The following is a 16368-nucleotide window of genomic DNA, read 5'->3' as shown; positions in this document are numbered from 1 at the left end:
CAGGAGCCATTCATGTCCAACGCCGAACATATCGTCACCGCCTATAGCGAGGAGCTTCTCACCCTCGCCCAGTCCATCGCCGAAATGGGGGGCCTCGTCGAGGCCGCCATCGAGAACGGCACCAAGGCCCTCATCACCCTCGACCGGGAACTGGCCGACCTCACCATCATCGCCGACCAGCGCATCGACGAGATGCAGCGCCGGATCGACGACATGGCTGTGTCCATGATCGCCCGCCGCCAGCCCATGGCCTCCGATTTGCGCGCCATCATCACCGCCATCCACGTCGCCAACGATCTCGAGCGCGTCGGCGACATGGCCAAGCAACTGGCCCGCCGCTCGCTCAAGCTCGAGGGCATCAGCCTCCAGCCCTCGTTCTATAACGGGGTGAAAAACATGAAGGCGCTGGTCCTCCGCCAGGTCAAGGACGCGCTCGACGCCTATGCCAATCGCGATGCGGGCGGCGCCGTCGAGGTCTGCAATCGCGATGACGAGGTCGATGCCCTGCACACTTCGCTCTTCCGCGAATTGCTGACCTATATGATGGAAGATCCGCGCAACATCACCACCTGCACCCATCTTCTCTTCTGCGCCAAGAATATCGAGCGCATCGGCGATCACGCCACCAACATTGCCGAACGCGCCTATTACCTGGCCACCGGCAAGCAGCTGACCGCCGAAGTCCAGCAACTCCAGCGCCAGCAGATCAAGATCTGACGAGACGCACAGCTCTCTCATCCACCTCCCCCTTGAAGGGGGAGGAAGGGAGGGGGTGAGGCCCCAAACGCCGACTACACGGCTCCTTCACCCGAGCCCGAACGACGGAGCACCTCCATGCCCGCGACAATTCTCGTTGTCGAAGACGAAGGCGATATCGCCATTCTCCTGCGCTACAATCTCGAAGCCGAAGGGTTTCGCGTGGTCACGGCCGAAAGTGGCGACGAGGCCCAGCAGGCCATTGCCGAAAAACTGCCCGACCTCATCCTCCTCGACTGGATGCTCCCTGAAGTATCCGGCATCGAGCTCTGCCGTCGCCTGCGCGCCCGCGAGGAAACCGCCCGCGTGCCGATCATCATGCTGACAGCCCGGGGCGAGGAAGAAGAACGCGTGCGGGGCCTCGCCACCGGCGCCGACGATTATGTCGTCAAACCCTTCTCGGTTCCCGAGCTTCTGGCGCGCATCCACGCCCTCCTCCGCCGCGCCAATCCCAATCTGGTCACCGCATCGCTCAAGGTCGGCGATCTCGAACTCGACCGCACCACCCACCGCGTCAGCCGCGCCAATCGCGATATCCATCTCGGCCCCACCGAATATCGCCTGCTCGAATATCTGATGCGCCATCCCGGCCGCGTCTATTCGCGCGAACAGCTCCTCGACGGCGTCTGGGGCAATGATGTCTATGTCGACGAGCGTACGGTCGACGTCCATATCGGTCGCCTCCGCCGCGCCATCAATCGCGGCCGCGAAGCCGATCCCATCCGCACCGTGCGGGGCGCCGGCTATGCTTTCGACGAACGGTTCGGCCAGGCGGCCTGATCATGATCACCATCTATCACAACCCCGATTGCGGCACCTCGCGCAATACGCTCGCCATGATCGTCCAGAGCGGCGAGCCTCTCCAAATCATCGACTACCGCACCAGCCCGCCCGACGAAGCGCGCCTCCGCTGGATGATCGCCGAGGCGGGCCTCTCGGTCCGCGACGCCCTCCGCAAGAAAGACACGCCCTATGAGGCGCTGGGCCTCGGCGATCCAGCCCTCACCGACGACGACCTGATCGCCGCCATGTTGGCCCACCCCATCCTCATCAACCGCCCCTTCGTTATCTCCCCCAGGGGCGTCCGCCTCTGCCGCCCCTCCGAACTGGTCCTCGACCTCCTCGAAAACCCCGACATCGGCCCCTTCACCAAGGAAGACGGCGAAATCATCATCGACGCCGACGGGCGGCGCTCATCCGCCAAATGACCACGCTCGGCCCTCGCCTCCCTCCCCTTATGGGGAGCGTCCCATCGGCCTGAGTTTGCGCTAGAAGCTTGAGGGCCACCGGCCGATCCCTCCCCCTCCCAGGGGGAGGTTAGGTGGGGGTCCGTTCGGCACTCGACGCTGCAAACCCATCCGCCTCCCTCCCCCTTGTGGGGAGGGAACGAGGGTGGGGGGCCTTGTTTGTCACCCTAGGCCGCAACCATCCTGAAACCCCCGCCGCCTAAGGCCCAACCTCCGGGGTATCGCGCAGCGGCGTCGTATCGTTGAGCGGCACGGTCTGGCGTTCGATCATGCGATGCACCATCGGATTGCCTTCGCCCCGGTGCAACGCCCGCAATTGGTCGATATTGTCCGCATCGGCCTTGGTGCGCCGCATATTGTGCCGGACATAGTCGATCCAGGTCGGCACGTGGTAGCTTTCGACCCACAATTCGGGATGTTCCAAATCACGCAGCAGCGACCATTGCCGCGCCCCGTCTCGCATGCGGATACGGCGTCGCTCGCTCATCAGCCCCAAAAAGCGCGGAATATCCTCCTGGGCGATGTGATAATCGATCATCACCATGATCGGCCCGCTGCGCGGCCTGAGATCGAGCCGCAGCAGGGGTTCGTTGAAGGTGTCGAGCGGGTTGAGGTCGCGGTCGTCGAACTGCGGCAGGGCCAGGCGGAACCCCACCAGCATGCAGAGGATCAGCACCACGCTTGCCGAGGCCAGCGCCCAGTCCGGCCCGATGCTGTCCGCTGCCGCGCCCCAGAGCCAGCTGCCCGCCGCCATGCCGCCAAAGGTGGCAGTCTGGTAGAGCGAGAGCGCCCGCCCCACCACCCAGCGCGGTGAGGAGAGCTGGATCGAGACGTTGAACAGCGACAGCGCCAGAACCCAGCAGGCGCCGGCCGGCAACAACGCCAGATGGCTGAGGATGGGATCGCGGCTAAAGCCGAGCGTCACGCAGGCAATGGCAAAGCCAAGGCATGCCATGCGCACGATGGCTTCATTGCTGAAGCGTTGGCGCACGCGCCCATTGAGGAAGGCGCCGATGATAGCACCCAGCCCGAAACAACCGAGCAGCGTGCCATAGACCATGGCCCCGCCGCCGACGAATTCGCTGGCCACCGACGGCAACAGCGCCAGCACCACGATGGCCGCAACGCCGAAGAGGAAGCCGCGGAACAGCACGGTCAGCAGATTGGGCGACAGCGACACATAGCGAATGCCCGCCCACATGGCCCGCCCCAGCGTCTCGCGCGGCAGCCGCGCCGGGACGCGGTTGGGCTTCCAGCGCCAAAGCGCCCCGATCAGCGCCAGATAGGAAACCGCATTGATGGCGAAAGCCGCGCTGGCCCCTGCAAAGGCAACGATGAGCCCGCCCACTGCCGGGCCGACGCTTCGCATCATGTTGAAACCCATGGCATTGAGCGTCACCGCACCCGGCAGCTCATCCCTGGGCACGAGATCGCCCATCGAGGCCTGCCAGGATGGGTTGAACAGCGCCGATCCGCAGCCGATGAGAAAGGTGAAGGTCAACAGCAGCCAGGGATTGAGGAGGCCCATGAAGGCGAAGACGGCCAGCACCAGCGACACCAGCGCCATGCCCGACTGGGCGATCAGCATCACTGTGCGCCGGTCGAAATTGTCGGCCAGCGCCCCCGCGGCGATGGAAAACACCATAATCGGCAGCGTCGTCGAGGCCTGCACCAGCGCCACCATATTGTGCGAAGTGGTGAGGGTCGTCATCATCCAGCCCGCCCCGACCGACTGCACCAGCCCGCCAAGATTGGACACCAGCGTCGCCAGCCACAGCAGGCGGAAATGTTCGTGGCGAAATGGCGCCAGTATGGATGGGCGCTCGGACATTGGGCCTCTCAATTCTGCCTCTTGTTTTCATGCGCCATGCCCACTTCCGAGGCAAGGCTGATCGCTTAGGCCGAACCCCGGCCAGCGGCGTTGGTTCCTGCTTCGTGGGCACAAATGTGGCGCTAAACGAGAACCTCCTCGTCCTCCACCAGAAGCCGCGCCAGAATGCGCAATCCTCTTTCCAATTGTCGTCGATTGGGGGGCGCGACAATGCAGAGGCGCAGGCCCCCGACCGGCTCGGGGCCGACCTGCATGGTCGAAGGGGCTCCGAGCCGCAATCCGGCTTCGCTCGCCCGTCGCGCCAATTGCTCGGCCCGCAAGGGATCGAGCGGCAGCCACACATGCGGCGCGCCTGCCGGCATCGGCATGGCCCCGAGACCCAGAATGGTCCGCGTCATCTCGAGCCGCGCCAGCGCCTCGGTGCGCAGCACCGGCAAGACGGCGTCGGCGATCCCGGTCTCGATCATGGCCGCACCCAGTTCGGCCGTCAGCGGCGGCAGGCCCCAGCTCTCCGCCCGCATCCGCCGCCGCACACTGGCCATGAAGGCCGCCGGCGGCGCGATCACCCCCAGCCGGATCAGCGGCGTCAGGCTCTTGGAAAAAGACGTGACGAAGAATGTCCGCTCGGCCACGAGATCGCGATAGAGCGGCCCTGGCTTGGTCGAATAGATCCCGTAAATATCGTCCTCGACGATATAGCCGCCCTTGTCCGCCACCACCCGAGCCAGTTCCGCCCGCCGCGCCGGACCGGTTTCATAGCCCATCGGGTTCTGGCACACCGGGGTCAAATAGACCGCCGCCGGGCCCGTTTCGGCCAGGAGGCGCGCCAGCGCATCGGGCAAGGGCCCTTCGTCGTCCCGCGCCACCGGCAATACCGGCAGGCCGAGAATTCCCGCTGCCGCAATGGCGCCCGGAAAGCTCGCGCCCTCGGTGATCACGGCCCGCACCACATCCTTCAGCGCAGCAAAGGCCAGATGCAGCCCCTGCTGGGCGCCGTTGACCAAAACGATGTCATCGGCCGCCATGGGCGACCGGCGCTGGCCGATCCAATTGGCGACGACGGCCCGCTGCGCCGGCGTGCCGGTAAAATCGACATAGCCGCCATTGGGCAGCAACAGCGCCCGCTCATTGGCCAGCGCGCTGGCCTCGGCCCATTGCCCGGCGCTGACCAGCGGCGGCGGCGCATTGATCGAGAGATCGACAAAGCCCTGCGCCTCCCCGGGCGGCGCCGCTTGCTGGCGCACAAATGTGCCCCGCCCGACTTCGCTGCTCACCACGCCGCGCGCGCTCAACGTGTCGATGGCGCGGGTCACGCTGCCGATGGACACCGACATTTCCCGCGCCAGCGCCCGATGGGTCGGCAGCTTGTCCCCAGCCCGATACCGCCCCTCGGCGATGGCGCGCACGACTGCATTGGCCACGCGCTCATGCACGGCCACGCCGCTCAGTTCGTCGGATTGGCTCGACATTGTATCGCTCATCGCGGAAATTGTATCATATGCATCACTCGACCTTACAGCACGTCTTCACAGGGGTCCACCAATCCGCAGTTCGAGCCCGCCAATGCTAACACTTTGCTAACCAATTCGCGCCCAGTGCGAATGCAAAAAGCGCCTCCGCCCAGCCGGTGACCCGCAACCACCCGCTCAACGGCCCAGTCTGGTGCGTTGTCGCCCACGCGCCGGCAAAACGCCTTTCTGGCCCGGCCGACAGCCCCTACTTCCCTGACAACCACCTCCCCCGCTGATCCCCGGATTTATCCTCGCCACCGCCGACGCTGATACAATTCACCCGTACAAGGATGACATGAGAGGCGAGGCAAAAACCGGCCATCGACGGGCATAAGCAGAAGAAACCGCAGCGAAAACTGGCCATGGCGCCACCATAATGTCAACTATATTGACATAACAATACTTCAGTGATTGTATCGTCCATATTCGCAGAGGGGTGATACAAAATGACCGCCAGCGCCTTCCGTCTTTCCGCCCGCGCCGAAACCGTCAAGGCCTCGGAAATCCGCGAACTGCTCAAGCTTGTCGGCCGCCCCACCATGATTTCCTTTGCCGGCGGCATTCCCGACCCCAGCCTCTTCGCCCTCGGCGATTTCCAGGCGGCGGCCCGCGAAATCTTTGCAGGCCCCGCCAGCGCCCGCGAGGCCCTGCAATATTCGACGACCGAGGGTTTTCTGCCGCTGCGCCAATGGCTTGCCGACTATATGGGCAAAAAGGGCGTCGCCGCCGGTCCGGACAATATCCTCGTCACCTCCGGCTCCCAGCAGGCGCTCGACCTCATCGGCAAGCTCACGCTCGACCAGGGCGACACTGTCCTCGTCTCCCGCCCGTCCTATCTCGGCGCGCTCCAGTGCTTTACGTCCTATGGCGCCCGCTTCGCTGCCCATGATGCACCGCTGGACGTGGCCACCGATCCGGCCAAGCTCCTCTATCTCATACCGGATTTCGCCAATCCCGATGGCCGCACGATGGACCGGGGCGCACGTCTAGCCGCCCTCAGCCGTGCCGAACGGCTCAATGCCCTCATCGTCGAGGACGCCGCCTATACCGATCTGCGCTATGACGGGGCCGACCTGCCGCCCATCGCCGCCCTCGACCAACAGCAATCGGGCTCGATCGAACTGACCCGCACCCTCTATTGCGGCACCTTCTCCAAGACGCTTTCCCCCGGCCTGCGCATCGGCTGGGTCTGCGGCCCGGCCGCCCTCATCCGCAAGCTGGCATTGTTCAAGCAGGGCGGCGATCTTCACACCGCCACCTTCAACCAGCGCCTCATGCATCATGTCGCCCTCACCGGCTTCGAGGCGCAGATCGAGCGCAGCCGCATCACCTATCGCGCCCGGCGCAATGCCATGCTCTCCGCGCTCGAGCGCCATGCCCCGCCTGCGCTGCGCTGGACGCGGCCGGAAGGGGGTATGTTCATCTGGCTCACACTGCCGGAAGACATTGATGCCACAGGGCTTTTGTCCGAAGCCATCGCCGCGGACATTGCCTTCGTGCCCGGCGGCGCCTTCTTCACCGATGGCTCCGGCCGCAATGCGATGCGCCTCAGCTTCTCGCTCGCCGACGAAGCCCAGATCGAAATCGGCATCTACAAGCTCTGCGCCCTTATCAACGCGCCGCGCAAGAAACGGGCCGCAATGGGCCGCTAGGCTCTGCTACCATCGCGGGGACAGTCGAATCGGATCCCGGCCATGCCCTCCATCCCGACGCAGCGGTACAACCCGCTGCATTTTCTTGCTGCCTTCGCCAGCGGCGGCCTCCTCACCCTTGCCGTCTTCGTCAATGGAGAAGCAGGCCGGTTCGGCGGGGCGATGTTCTCCTCCTGGCTGGCGCATGGCGTGGGGACAATCGTCGCCATTCCCCTGCTCGCCCTTGTCTGGCGCGACCAGCGCCGAGCCGCCGCCCAGGCCAGCGAAACAGTCGGCAAGGCCCCGCTTTGGGGCTATCTCGGCGGCATCATCGGCGCCGCGACGGTCATGCTGACCTCCACCTCGGTCAATTCGCCCCTCGCCCTCGCCGGCACGCTGGCGCTGGGTCTGGCCGGCCAGGTCATCCTCAGCCTCGCCGCCGATTTCTGGGGGCTGCTCGGCCTGCCCAGGCGCCGCCTCGATTGGCGCGACGCCGGTGCCGTTGCCCTCATCGCCGCCGGCTCCCTCCTCATCATCCTCTTCGGCCTCGGTGCGGCATGATCCTTCCCATTTTCGCCGCCTTCATCGCCGGCACGCTGATCATCCTCAGCCGCCAGGTCAATGGCCGGCTGGCCATGTCCACGACGCCGCTGATCTCCTCGTTCTGGAACCACATCGTGGGCTTCGTTTTCCTCACGCTTATTGGTCTCGTGCTTGGCGGCCTTATTCCAGCCAATCTGGCTGAAATGCCCTGGTGGATCTATTCGGGCGGCGCTATCGGCGTGGTCTTCGTCACCGCCGGCTCCTGGCTCATCACCCGCATTGGTGCGGTCAATTCCACGATCATGGTCATCGCCGGCCAGATGGTCTTCGGGGTGATTTTCGATCTGTTGCGTGGCCAGCCGATCACCCTCTGGGCCTGCGTCCTCGGCGTGGTCCTGATCCTCGCCGGCATGGCCCTCACCCAGCGCCGGCCATAAAAAAACGGGGCCCATCGGCCCCGTCTTCTCAAAGCAATGTCGATCCGCTTAGCCCGCGGCGGTATAGGCCGTCTTCACCACGGTGAAGAACTCGGCCGCATATTTGCCCTGCTCGCGCGGGCCATAGCTCGAGCCCTTGCGCCCGCCGAACGGCACGTGGAAGTCGACGCCCGCGGTCGGCACGTTGACCATCACCATGCCCGCTTCCGAATTGCGCTTGAAGTGCGTCGCATATTTCAGCGAGGTGGTGACGATACCCGCACTGAGGCCGAAATCGGTGTCGTTGGAGATTGCCAGGGCCTCTTCATAGTCCTTGGCCTTGATCACCGCCGCAACCGGCCCGAAGATTTCCTCGCGGGCAATGCGCATCGAGTTTGTGGCTTCGGTAAAGAGCGTCGGCTGCAGGAAGTAGCCGTCCGTCGCCGCCTTCACCCGCTCGCCGCCGGCGACAAGCCTGGCGCCCTCGGCCTTGCCGATCTCGATATAATCGGTGTCCTGCTTGAGCTGGCTGGGATCGACCACGGGACCGATCTCGGTGTTCTTGTCGAGAGCATCGCCAACACGCAGATTGCGGGTGCGCTCGGCCAGGGCCTCGACGAATTTGTCGTGGATCCCTTCCGTGACGATCACGCGCGAGGCCGCCGTGCAGCGCTGGCCGGTCGAGAAGAAGGCCGACTGCGCCACCGATTCGACGGCGATCTTGAGGTCGGCGTCGTCCAGCACGATGGTCGGGTTCTTGCCGCCCATTTCCAGCTGGAACTTGCGGTTGTGCTCGATCGAGGCGGCCGCCACGCGCTTGCCCGTCCCCACCGACCCGGTGAAGGAGATCGCGGTGACGTCCTTGCTGTCGAGCATGGTCTGGCCGACGACCGAGCCCTTGCCCATGACGAGGTTGAGGACGCCCTTGGGCAGGCCGGCCCGCACCAATATATCGACAATCGCCCAGGTCGAGCCCGGCACGAGGTCGGCCGGCTTGATCACCACGGTGTTGCCATAAGCCAGCGCCGGCGCGATCTTCCAGGACGGAATGGCGATCGGGAAATTCCACGGCGTGATGATGCCGATGACACCCAGCGGCTCGCGGGTGATTTCAACATTCACGCCCGGGCGTACGGACGGTAAGATCTCGCCCGCCAAACGCAGCACTTCGCCGGCAAAGAAATCGAAGATCTGGCCGGCGCGGGTCACCTCGCCAATGCCTTCTGGCAGCGTCTTGCCCTCTTCGCGGCTCAAGAGCTCGCCCAGTTCCTGCTTGCGCGCCAGGATCTCGTCGGCGGTCTTGCGCAGGATGGCGTGGCGCTCGAGAATGCCCGAGCGCGACCAGGCCGGAAACGCTGCCTTGGCGGCAGCGATCGCCCGATTGGCCTCCTCGACGGAAGCGCGGGCATAGACGCCCACCACATCACTGAGATTGGAGGGATTGATGTTCTCAATCCCATCAGTCCCCACCCAGTCGCCGTCGATGAGGTTCTTGTGCAGTTCGGTCATATCGCAAGCCTTTCGGATCGTGTGGGTCAGCGCGAGACGCAGTGCGCTAGAGAAGGTCGGCGCGAGCCAGATCGCGCAGCAAATGGCTGGAGCCGTAGGTCCAGGGGGGGCATTTGGTAGATAGGTTCACCCGGTTCGAAAGTGTACCCAGGCTCGGCGTCGAAATCGAAACAATGTCGCCGATCTTGTGGGTGAACCCCTTGCCGGCCCCGTCGCGATCCTTGACGGGCGCGAACATGGTGCCGAGATAGAGCACCAGCCCATCGGGATATTGATGGTGCCCGCCGATCGTGGCTTCCACCAGCGACGCGGGGGTGCGCGAGATCTGGCCCATATTGGAATGGCCTTCGAGCACGAAGCCATCCTCGCCCTCGACGCGGAGCACGATCTCGGACTGGCTGATCGTTTCGAGCGTGAACTCGCCATCGAAGAGCCGCACGAACGGGCCCAGCGAAGCCGAAGCGTTATTGTCCTTGGCCTTGCCCAGGAGCAGGGCCGAACGGCCTTCGACGTCGCGCAGATTGACGTCATTGCCAAGCGTCGCGCCGATGATCTCGCCACGGCTTGTCACCAGCAGCGCCACTTCCGGCTCGGGATTGTTCCAGCTCGAAATCGGGTGGAGGCCAACCTCGGCGCCATGGCCCACCGAGCTCATCGGCTGGCCCTTGGTGAAGATTTCCGCATCCGGGCCGATGCCCACTTCCAGATACTGGCTCCAGACGCCCTTTTCGATCAGCGCCGCCTTGACCTTCATGGCGCCATCAGAGCCCGGCACCAGCTGGCTGAGATCGGTGCCTATGAGGTCGAGAATTTCGGCGCGCAAGTCGTCGGCGCGAGACTTATCCCCGCGCGCCTGCTCTTCGATTACTCTTTCGAGCAGCGAAACGACAAAGGTGACGCCGGAGGCCTTAATAGCCTGCAGATCGATGGGAGAGAGAAGGGTAATTTGATCCGCATCGGTCGGACCATTGAAGGGCTTGCCGAGGACCGTCTCGGCGTCACCCAGGATTTTGCCGTTTGCACTGCGAACATGTTCAGCCGCCTTGCCGCTTTCGGCAATGTCCCGGACGGTCGCGAACCCCTTGGTGGTGATATCCACCAATTGTCCGTCCCGCACCGTCACGATACGCGGATATGCGTATCCCGGCACGCGGGCGCGTCCGATCAAGACGCCGCCGGGGATCGAGTTGCTGCCCATGTTTCTTGCCTCCCGCTTTTGTTGTCGAGTGACTAACCCGGCATGACGACCGGGCGCAAGCCAAACCGGCAAAAAGTCATACTTATAGTCGACATCTCGGCGCAAAGTGCTGCCCGGAAGGCGTTCAGTTTCCGTTCAGCCACGCCGCAATACTGACGCATTAGATGGGGACATCTCTCCATCCCTGTGTGACCAAGGAGTCTCTCATGCGTCTATCGAGCGCCCTCGTACCCTTCGCCCTCATCGCCACCGCAATCCCGGCCTATGCCGGGTCGATCACCATCGAGGGTCAGGGCGAAGTGCGCGCCGCGCCGGACATGGCCATGATCAGCTCGGGCGTAACCACCCAGGGCAGCACCGCGCGCGAGGCGCTGGATGCCAACACCGCTTCCATGGCCGAACTGATCGCCGCCCTCAAGGCCGAGGGCATCGAGGCCCGCGACATCCAGACCTCGGGCTTTTCGGTGAGCCCGAACTATGTCTATTCGGACGCCCGCGACGAGAACGGCTACTCCCTGCCGCCCAAGATCAATGGCTACCAGGTGTCCAACACCGTCAGCGTTGCCGTGCGCGATCTTGCCGAACTCGGCTCAATCCTGGACAAGTCCGTTACCGTCGGCGCCAACACCATCAATGGCGTCAGCTTCTCGGTGGCTGACCCGGCCGAGCTTTACAATGAGGCCCGCAAGTCTGCCTTTGCCGATGCCCGCAAGAAGGCCGAACTTTATGCCACCGCCGCCGGCGCGACCCTCGGCGAGCTCGAATCTATCGTGGAAAGCCAGGGTTTTAACTCTCCCCAGCCCTATCCAATGTATGCCCGCGCCGAGATGGCTGCCTCCGCGCCCGTGCCGGTCGAAGCCGGCGAAATGAGCTTTGCCATCACCGTCAAGGTCGAGTGGGATTTGGACAACAAAGCCAACTAAACGGTGCAGGAACGCGATTTTGCCACGTTTCGGCCAAATCGCCCATGCCAATCACCTCATGCAATGGCCCCGCAATTTTGGGGCCATAAGCGTGTGAGCTACCCGGATCCCCTCTCTGAGGGGCTCGGGGCGGTGGGGACGGCTTCCGTAGTCACCCGTCCCCACCAACCCCTCCCGATCGGAGGCCATGCCGCCTCGAAATCATAGGCGCGGCTCCTACGCCAACACCTTCCAAACCATGTTGAGGCCAACCAGCACGAGGAAGGCCGCAAAGACATATTTCAGCGTCTTCTGGTCGAGCCGATGCGCCAGCGCAGCCCCCAACGGTGCGCAGAACGCGGCCAGGACGCCGACCAGCACCAGCGCGACAAGGTTGATATAGCCCAGGCTAAGCGGCGGCAGGTCCGCCACGCCCCATCCGGAAATAAGGAAGCCCAGCGTTCCCGAGAGCGCAATGGCAACGCCGATGGCCGCCGAGGTCCCCACCGCCTTGTGCATGGTCTCGCCAAATGACACCAGCGTGGGCACGGTCAGCGAGCCGCCGCCAATCCCCATCAGCGACGACAGGTACCCCACCACAAAGCCTGCAGCTCTGTGGGTGCCGGCCGAATTGCGCAGATGGCCCATCAGCTTGGTCTGGAACGAAAACAGGATATTGGCCGCGATGACAAAGGCCAGGACCGCAAAGACGATGCGCAGCACATCTCCGGAAAACCAGCCCGCCATGAGCCCGCCGATGAATGTCCCCGCCACGATGAACGGCGCCCACAGCCGGAACACCTTCATGTCCACCGCACCGCGCTTGTGATGCGCCCGCGCGCTCATGATCCCCGTCGGAATGATGATGGCAAGCGAGGTGCCCACCGCAACGTGCTGGACGATGTCGGGATCAAATCCCATCAGCAGCAGCGCATTGCCAAGGGCCGGCACGATCACTGCCCCGCCGCCGATTCCGAGCAGGCCCGCAGCGATGCCCGAGACCACTCCGGTCGCCAGCATCCCCACCACGAACGGCCAATAGGCCAGGACGGCGTTCCAATCCATGCTCATTCCCCGATAAGATGTAAAACCACCTCGCGCCGATGGGGGCGCCTGCGGTGTTCAAAAAGATAGATGCCCTGCCAAATCCCCAGCACGGGCCGCCCGTCGGCAACGGGAATACCCAGTGAGGTCTGGGTCAGCGCCGCCTTGATATGGGCCGGCATGTCGTCCGCACCTTCCGTCGTATGCACCAGCCAGTCCATGCCCTCGGGCACAAGACGCCGGAAGAACCCCATCATATCCGTCTGGACATCCGGGTCGGCGTTTTCCTGGATCAGCAACGAACACGACGTGTGGCGCACGAACGCGGTCAGAAGTCCGGTCTCGACGCCGCTGGCTGCCACGACATCACGGAGCCGGGCGGTGAAGTCGAACAGACCCTGCCCGCGCGTTTCGATTGTTAAGCTGTCGATGGCTTGGCGCATGTCGGCACGCTAGCACGACGTGCCGCAGGAACCAGAGGCTGGCCCGCCCCAATCCGTCCACCGCCCCAATTGCGCCTTGTTCTGTCCAGCGCGAGGCTCATCAGAAAGCTGGGGGAACTGTCTCTAATGCCCGGCGTTGGGGCCTTTCAGCGGAGGGAGGGCCTCAATCAAGCCCCCTTCCCCATTCAGATTGGGTTCAGACGCTTGCCGCGATGCTCGTGCCAACGTGTCTCCGAGACGACGAAGGAATCAATAATGCGCCTCAAAAACTGGCTCTTGACCGGCACCAGCATCGGTCTCCTCGCACTCGCACCGCTATCCGCCAATGCCCAGGATGGGGATTTGCGCGCTGCCTACGAAGCCTATGCTGCTGCCCAGGCAAGCGGCGACGCCGCTGCCCTCGAGGCCGCGCAAGGCGCTTTGACGGAGCTATGCATCGTCGCCGGCTATACGAGCCTGGATGAGTGCATCGCGGCCATTAACGGCGGCGCCCCGGCCCCTGTGCTGGAGGAAGCCCCTCCGGCAGAGGAAATCCAGCCGGAAGCACCTGTCGAAGAACCCCAGCCTGAAGCCCCGGCCGAGCAGCCGCCTGCCGAAGCACCGCCTGCCGAGCAGCCTTCCGAACCCCAGCCTGAGGCCCCGGTCGAACAGCCGGCCGAGCCCGCTCCGGAAGCGCCGGTCGAGGAGCCTGCCCCGCAGCCCGAAGCGCCTGTTGAACAGCCGGCCGCCGAATCTCCTGTGGAGGCTCAGCCTGCTCCCGAAGCCCCCGCTCCGGTCGAAGTTGCGCCAGAAGCGGCTCCCGCGCCCGAAGCGCCTCCGGCACCCGCCGCTGAAGCAGCACCGCCTGCAGAACAGCCTGCTGCCCCCGCAGCACCGGCTGCCGATTACGGCGCCCTTCTCGGCGCCCAGGTGGAAGCTTACAACGGCGCCGTTGCCGATCTGATGGCGGGCAATGACCCCGCCGGTGCCCAGGCCCGGATCGATGCTGCACGTGCCGAAATAGCCCGCCTCTGCGCCGAAGCCGGCCTGGGCGACGAACAAACCTGCCTTGCAAACTTCGGCCTGCAACTGCCTGCGATCCCCGCCTTGCCCACAGCGCCCGCGCCTGAGCAGCCCGCAGCGCCAGCACCCGCTCCGGCTGACGCCCAGCCGCCCGCAGCCGGCGAGCAGCCGCCTCCGCCAGCCCCGGGCGAGCAGCTTCTCACCCCTGAAGGCGCCCCGGCCGAGATTATCCCTGACCTCCCCGAAGGCATCACCCAGGAACAGGTCGCACCGGTCCTCGACAGCGCCAAGGACGACGCTGCACCACCGCCGCCGGCCGTGGAAGGCGCCCCAGCGGCTCCTGCTCCAGAAGGCGCTCCCGTCGCTCCTGCAGCCCCGGCCCAGCCGGAGGCTCCGCCCCCGCCGCCGCCGACCAGCGATTTTGAAGCCCAGACCCTCATCGCACCGGCCGAGGCGCAGATCGTTTCGGTGACTGCTGAAGAAGGTCAGGTTTTTGAGGTTACCGGGGCCCCCGCGGCGCCGACGGCCCTGCCGCCCAACGTGACGATCGTCAACCAGACCAATGTGGTCAACAACGTCACCAACAACACGACCAATGTCGACAATTCGACCACCAATATCGGCCAGCAGAACAACGTTCAGCAGAACAATGTCCAGCCGCCCGCCGTCCAGCCTTTGGGACCGGGCGAAGCAATCACCCAGGTGATCTTCCAGGTCGGTAGCCAGCTCGTCGTCAATTCCATCGGCCAGGACACGGACCGCTTCTACAATGCCCAGCAGGACGAGGTCTTCTACGAAAACCTGCGCAATGGACGGGTCCGCGAAACCATCACCCGGCCCGATGGCAGCAAGGTCGTCACCGTCCGCAATGCCAATGGCGATATCCTGCGCCGCTCGCGCATTACCCCGGATGGCCAGGAGGTCGTGCTCGCCTATTTCGACGAACGCTATGACACGGACCTGCTCGAGTGGCGCGACCCCGGTGCAAACCTGCCGCCCCTGCGCCTCAATATCCCGGTGCGGGACTATGTGCTCGACGCCGAGTTTGCCGACGAGGACGAGCTGGAAGTCTTCTTCCGCCAGCCGCCGGTGGAACAGGTCGCCCGCATCTACTCCATCGATGAGGTGAAGCGCTCCGCACGTGTCCGCGACAGTGTCCGTCGTCTCGAAGTGGGCAACCTCACCTTCGACACGGGTGCCGCAACCATCGGCCGTGATCAGGTCGGGGCACTCTCGGGCGTTGCAAACGCCATGCTCGGCCTGCTGCAGCAGAACCCGGCCGAAACCTTCCTTATCGAAGGTCACACGGACGCGGTTGGCTCGGATGTCTCCAATCTGGGCCTGTCGGATCTGCGCGCAGCCACCGTGGCGCGCATTCTGACCGACTTCTACGGCGTTCCGCCGGAAAACCTGGCCACCCAGGGCTATGGCGAACGTTATTTGAAGATCCGGACCGAAGCGGCCGAGCGGGAAAACCGCCGGGTTACCATCCGCCGCATCACCCCGCTGATCACGCTCGCCAGCAACTGATCACCAGCGCACACAATCGACAAGGGGGCCGGTCCACCGGCCCCTTTTTTGTGCCGAGAAGGCCTCTTGCGTGCGTGCGGACCCTCTTCTTGGCGGAGAAATGTCGGACCAAGCTCCAAACAGGCACGAAGGTGAACCGCCGCATGCCGCAGAAACGGCATGTCTATCCCGTTGTCTCGCCTAAGTCTTTTTCCTGCCATAATTGTTTTGGGCGATGTGATCACGCTTAAGGGAACTCTCGGGCATAGGTCGCGTTCTTTAGCCAGCGTTGAAACAAAGGAGCGAACATATGGCTACCCCGGAACGCGATACTGTTTACACCCAAGACGGCAACCGCACCGTATATACCCGCGAAAGCAATGGTACGGGCTGGTTTGTCGGCATCATCGTCGCCCTGGCACTTCTGGCCATCGGCTATCTTGTCTTCTCGGCCAATTCGGGCCCGTCGACGACTGTTGATGTCAATGGCGCCCCTGCCATTGAAAGCCCTGTGACCGACCCCGCGGTGGCTCCGGCCCCGATGACTGAAGCGCCCGCCCCGGCAACTGAAGTGGCCCCGATGACTGAGGCTCCGGCCCCGGCTACCGACGCGGCCCCGGCAACCGAAGCTCCGGCTCCGGCAACTGATGCGGCTCCTGCCACTGGCACGGAAACCGCTCCGGCCCCCGCCCCGGGCGCCTAAGCTTTAAGACCCCCGCCTCGGTCCTCCCCCGAGGTCTCTGGGCCCCAGCATCAGCTGGGGCCTTTTGTTTGTGCCCCTTATTGCATCGGGCCATCCCCGTCCCCACCTTGATCCGAACACCAA

At 64.4% G+C, this 16368-nt stretch carries 15 protein-coding genes; 9 read left to right on the top strand and 6 right to left on the bottom strand.

Annotation, left to right across the window (positions count from 1 at the left end; genetic code table 11):
* Window positions 1-12: 12 nt before the first annotated feature.
* The 3 genes from phoU to arsC all read left to right on the top strand — a co-directional run bounded on the left by phoU (window position 13) and on the right by arsC (window position 1964).
* On the top strand, window positions 13-717 hold the full coding sequence (gene phoU / locus N0P34_RS06575; protein WP_275606216.1) for a phosphate signaling complex protein PhoU: 705 nt from the start codon (window positions 13-15) through the stop codon (window positions 715-717).
* 117 nt (window positions 718-834) lie between these two features.
* Complete coding sequence (phoB, locus tag N0P34_RS06570) at window positions 835-1536, top strand: phosphate regulon transcriptional regulator PhoB (protein WP_275606215.1); 702 nt, start codon at window positions 835-837, stop codon at window positions 1534-1536.
* Window positions 1536-1964, top strand: a complete 429-nt coding sequence (gene arsC, locus N0P34_RS06565) for an arsenate reductase (glutaredoxin) (RefSeq protein ID WP_275606935.1) — start codon at window positions 1536-1538, stop codon at window positions 1962-1964. Before phoB ends, arsC begins: the two co-directional genes overlap by 1 nt.
* 238 nt (window positions 1965-2202) lie before the next feature.
* On the opposite strand, the gene N0P34_RS06560 is transcribed toward arsC, so the two are convergent.
* Window positions 2203-3834 (bottom strand): MFS transporter, encoded by a 1632-nt coding sequence (locus tag N0P34_RS06560; RefSeq protein ID WP_275606214.1) that lies wholly within the window; start codon window positions 3832-3834, stop codon window positions 2203-2205.
* A 122-nt stretch (window positions 3835-3956) separates the two neighbouring features.
* Window positions 3957-5303, bottom strand: coding sequence for a PLP-dependent aminotransferase family protein (locus N0P34_RS06555; RefSeq protein WP_275606213.1), 1347 nt, complete (start codon window positions 5301-5303; stop codon window positions 3957-3959).
* A 488-nt stretch (window positions 5304-5791) separates the two neighbouring features.
* On the opposite strand from N0P34_RS06555, the gene N0P34_RS06550 reads away from it, so the two are divergent.
* Genes N0P34_RS06550 through N0P34_RS06540 form a run of 3 tightly spaced genes read left to right on the top strand, consistent with a single transcriptional unit; the run spans window position 5792 to window position 7956 of the window.
* A complete protein-coding gene (locus N0P34_RS06550; RefSeq protein WP_275606212.1) occupies window positions 5792-6997 on the top strand; it encodes a PLP-dependent aminotransferase family protein in 1206 nt (401 codons plus the stop codon).
* 42 nt (window positions 6998-7039) lie between these two features.
* Window positions 7040-7537: a DMT family transporter gene (locus tag N0P34_RS06545; protein WP_275606211.1), complete on the top strand. Its 498-nt coding sequence runs from the start codon at window positions 7040-7042 to the stop codon at window positions 7535-7537.
* Window positions 7534-7956: a DMT family transporter gene (locus tag N0P34_RS06540; protein WP_275606210.1), complete on the top strand. Its 423-nt coding sequence runs from the start codon at window positions 7534-7536 to the stop codon at window positions 7954-7956. The genes N0P34_RS06545 and N0P34_RS06540 overlap by 4 nt, the downstream gene beginning before the upstream one ends.
* 48 nt (window positions 7957-8004) lie before the next feature.
* Here the strand turns inward: N0P34_RS06540 and N0P34_RS06535 are convergent, their stop codons facing one another.
* Entirely contained in the window at window positions 8005-9444 is a 1440-nt protein-coding gene (locus N0P34_RS06535; protein WP_275606209.1) for an aldehyde dehydrogenase family protein, read from the bottom strand.
* Window positions 9445-9490: 46 nt separating this feature from the next.
* Window positions 9491-10642: a fumarylacetoacetate hydrolase family protein gene (locus N0P34_RS06530; protein ID WP_275606208.1), complete on the bottom strand. Its 1152-nt coding sequence runs from the start codon at window positions 10640-10642 to the stop codon at window positions 9491-9493.
* A gap of 206 nt (window positions 10643-10848) precedes the next feature.
* Here N0P34_RS06530 and N0P34_RS06525 point away from each other — a divergent pair, with 206 nt between their 5' ends.
* A complete protein-coding gene (locus N0P34_RS06525; protein ID WP_275606207.1) occupies window positions 10849-11565 on the top strand; it encodes an SIMPL domain-containing protein in 717 nt (238 codons plus the stop codon).
* Between the two features lie 216 nt (window positions 11566-11781).
* Here N0P34_RS06525 and N0P34_RS06520 read toward each other — a convergent pair whose 3' ends face one another.
* Together N0P34_RS06520 and N0P34_RS06515 are read right to left on the bottom strand one after the other, a co-directional pair.
* Window positions 11782-12609, bottom strand: coding sequence for a sulfite exporter TauE/SafE family protein (locus tag N0P34_RS06520; RefSeq protein ID WP_275606206.1), 828 nt, complete (start codon window positions 12607-12609; stop codon window positions 11782-11784).
* A 2-nt stretch (window positions 12610-12611) separates the two neighbouring features.
* Window positions 12612-13031: a secondary thiamine-phosphate synthase enzyme YjbQ gene (locus N0P34_RS06515; protein ID WP_275606205.1), complete on the bottom strand. Its 420-nt coding sequence runs from the start codon at window positions 13029-13031 to the stop codon at window positions 12612-12614.
* 255 nt (window positions 13032-13286) lie between these two features.
* Here N0P34_RS06515 and N0P34_RS06510 point away from each other — a divergent pair, with 255 nt between their 5' ends.
* Complete coding sequence (locus N0P34_RS06510) at window positions 13287-15563, top strand: OmpA family protein (RefSeq protein ID WP_275606204.1); 2277 nt, start codon at window positions 13287-13289, stop codon at window positions 15561-15563.
* Window positions 15564-15852: 289 nt separating this feature from the next.
* On the top strand, window positions 15853-16245 hold the full coding sequence (locus N0P34_RS06505) for a hypothetical protein (RefSeq protein WP_275606203.1): 393 nt from the start codon (window positions 15853-15855) through the stop codon (window positions 16243-16245).
* Window positions 16246-16368 lie beyond the last annotated feature (123 nt).

Source organism: Devosia sp. FJ2-5-3 (assembly GCF_029201545.1).
In the GTDB taxonomy this organism is placed as follows: domain Bacteria; phylum Pseudomonadota; class Alphaproteobacteria; order Rhizobiales; family Devosiaceae; genus Devosia.
The sequence above is the reverse complement of the archived record's forward strand: the minus strand, read 5'-3'. Positions and strand labels throughout refer to the sequence as shown.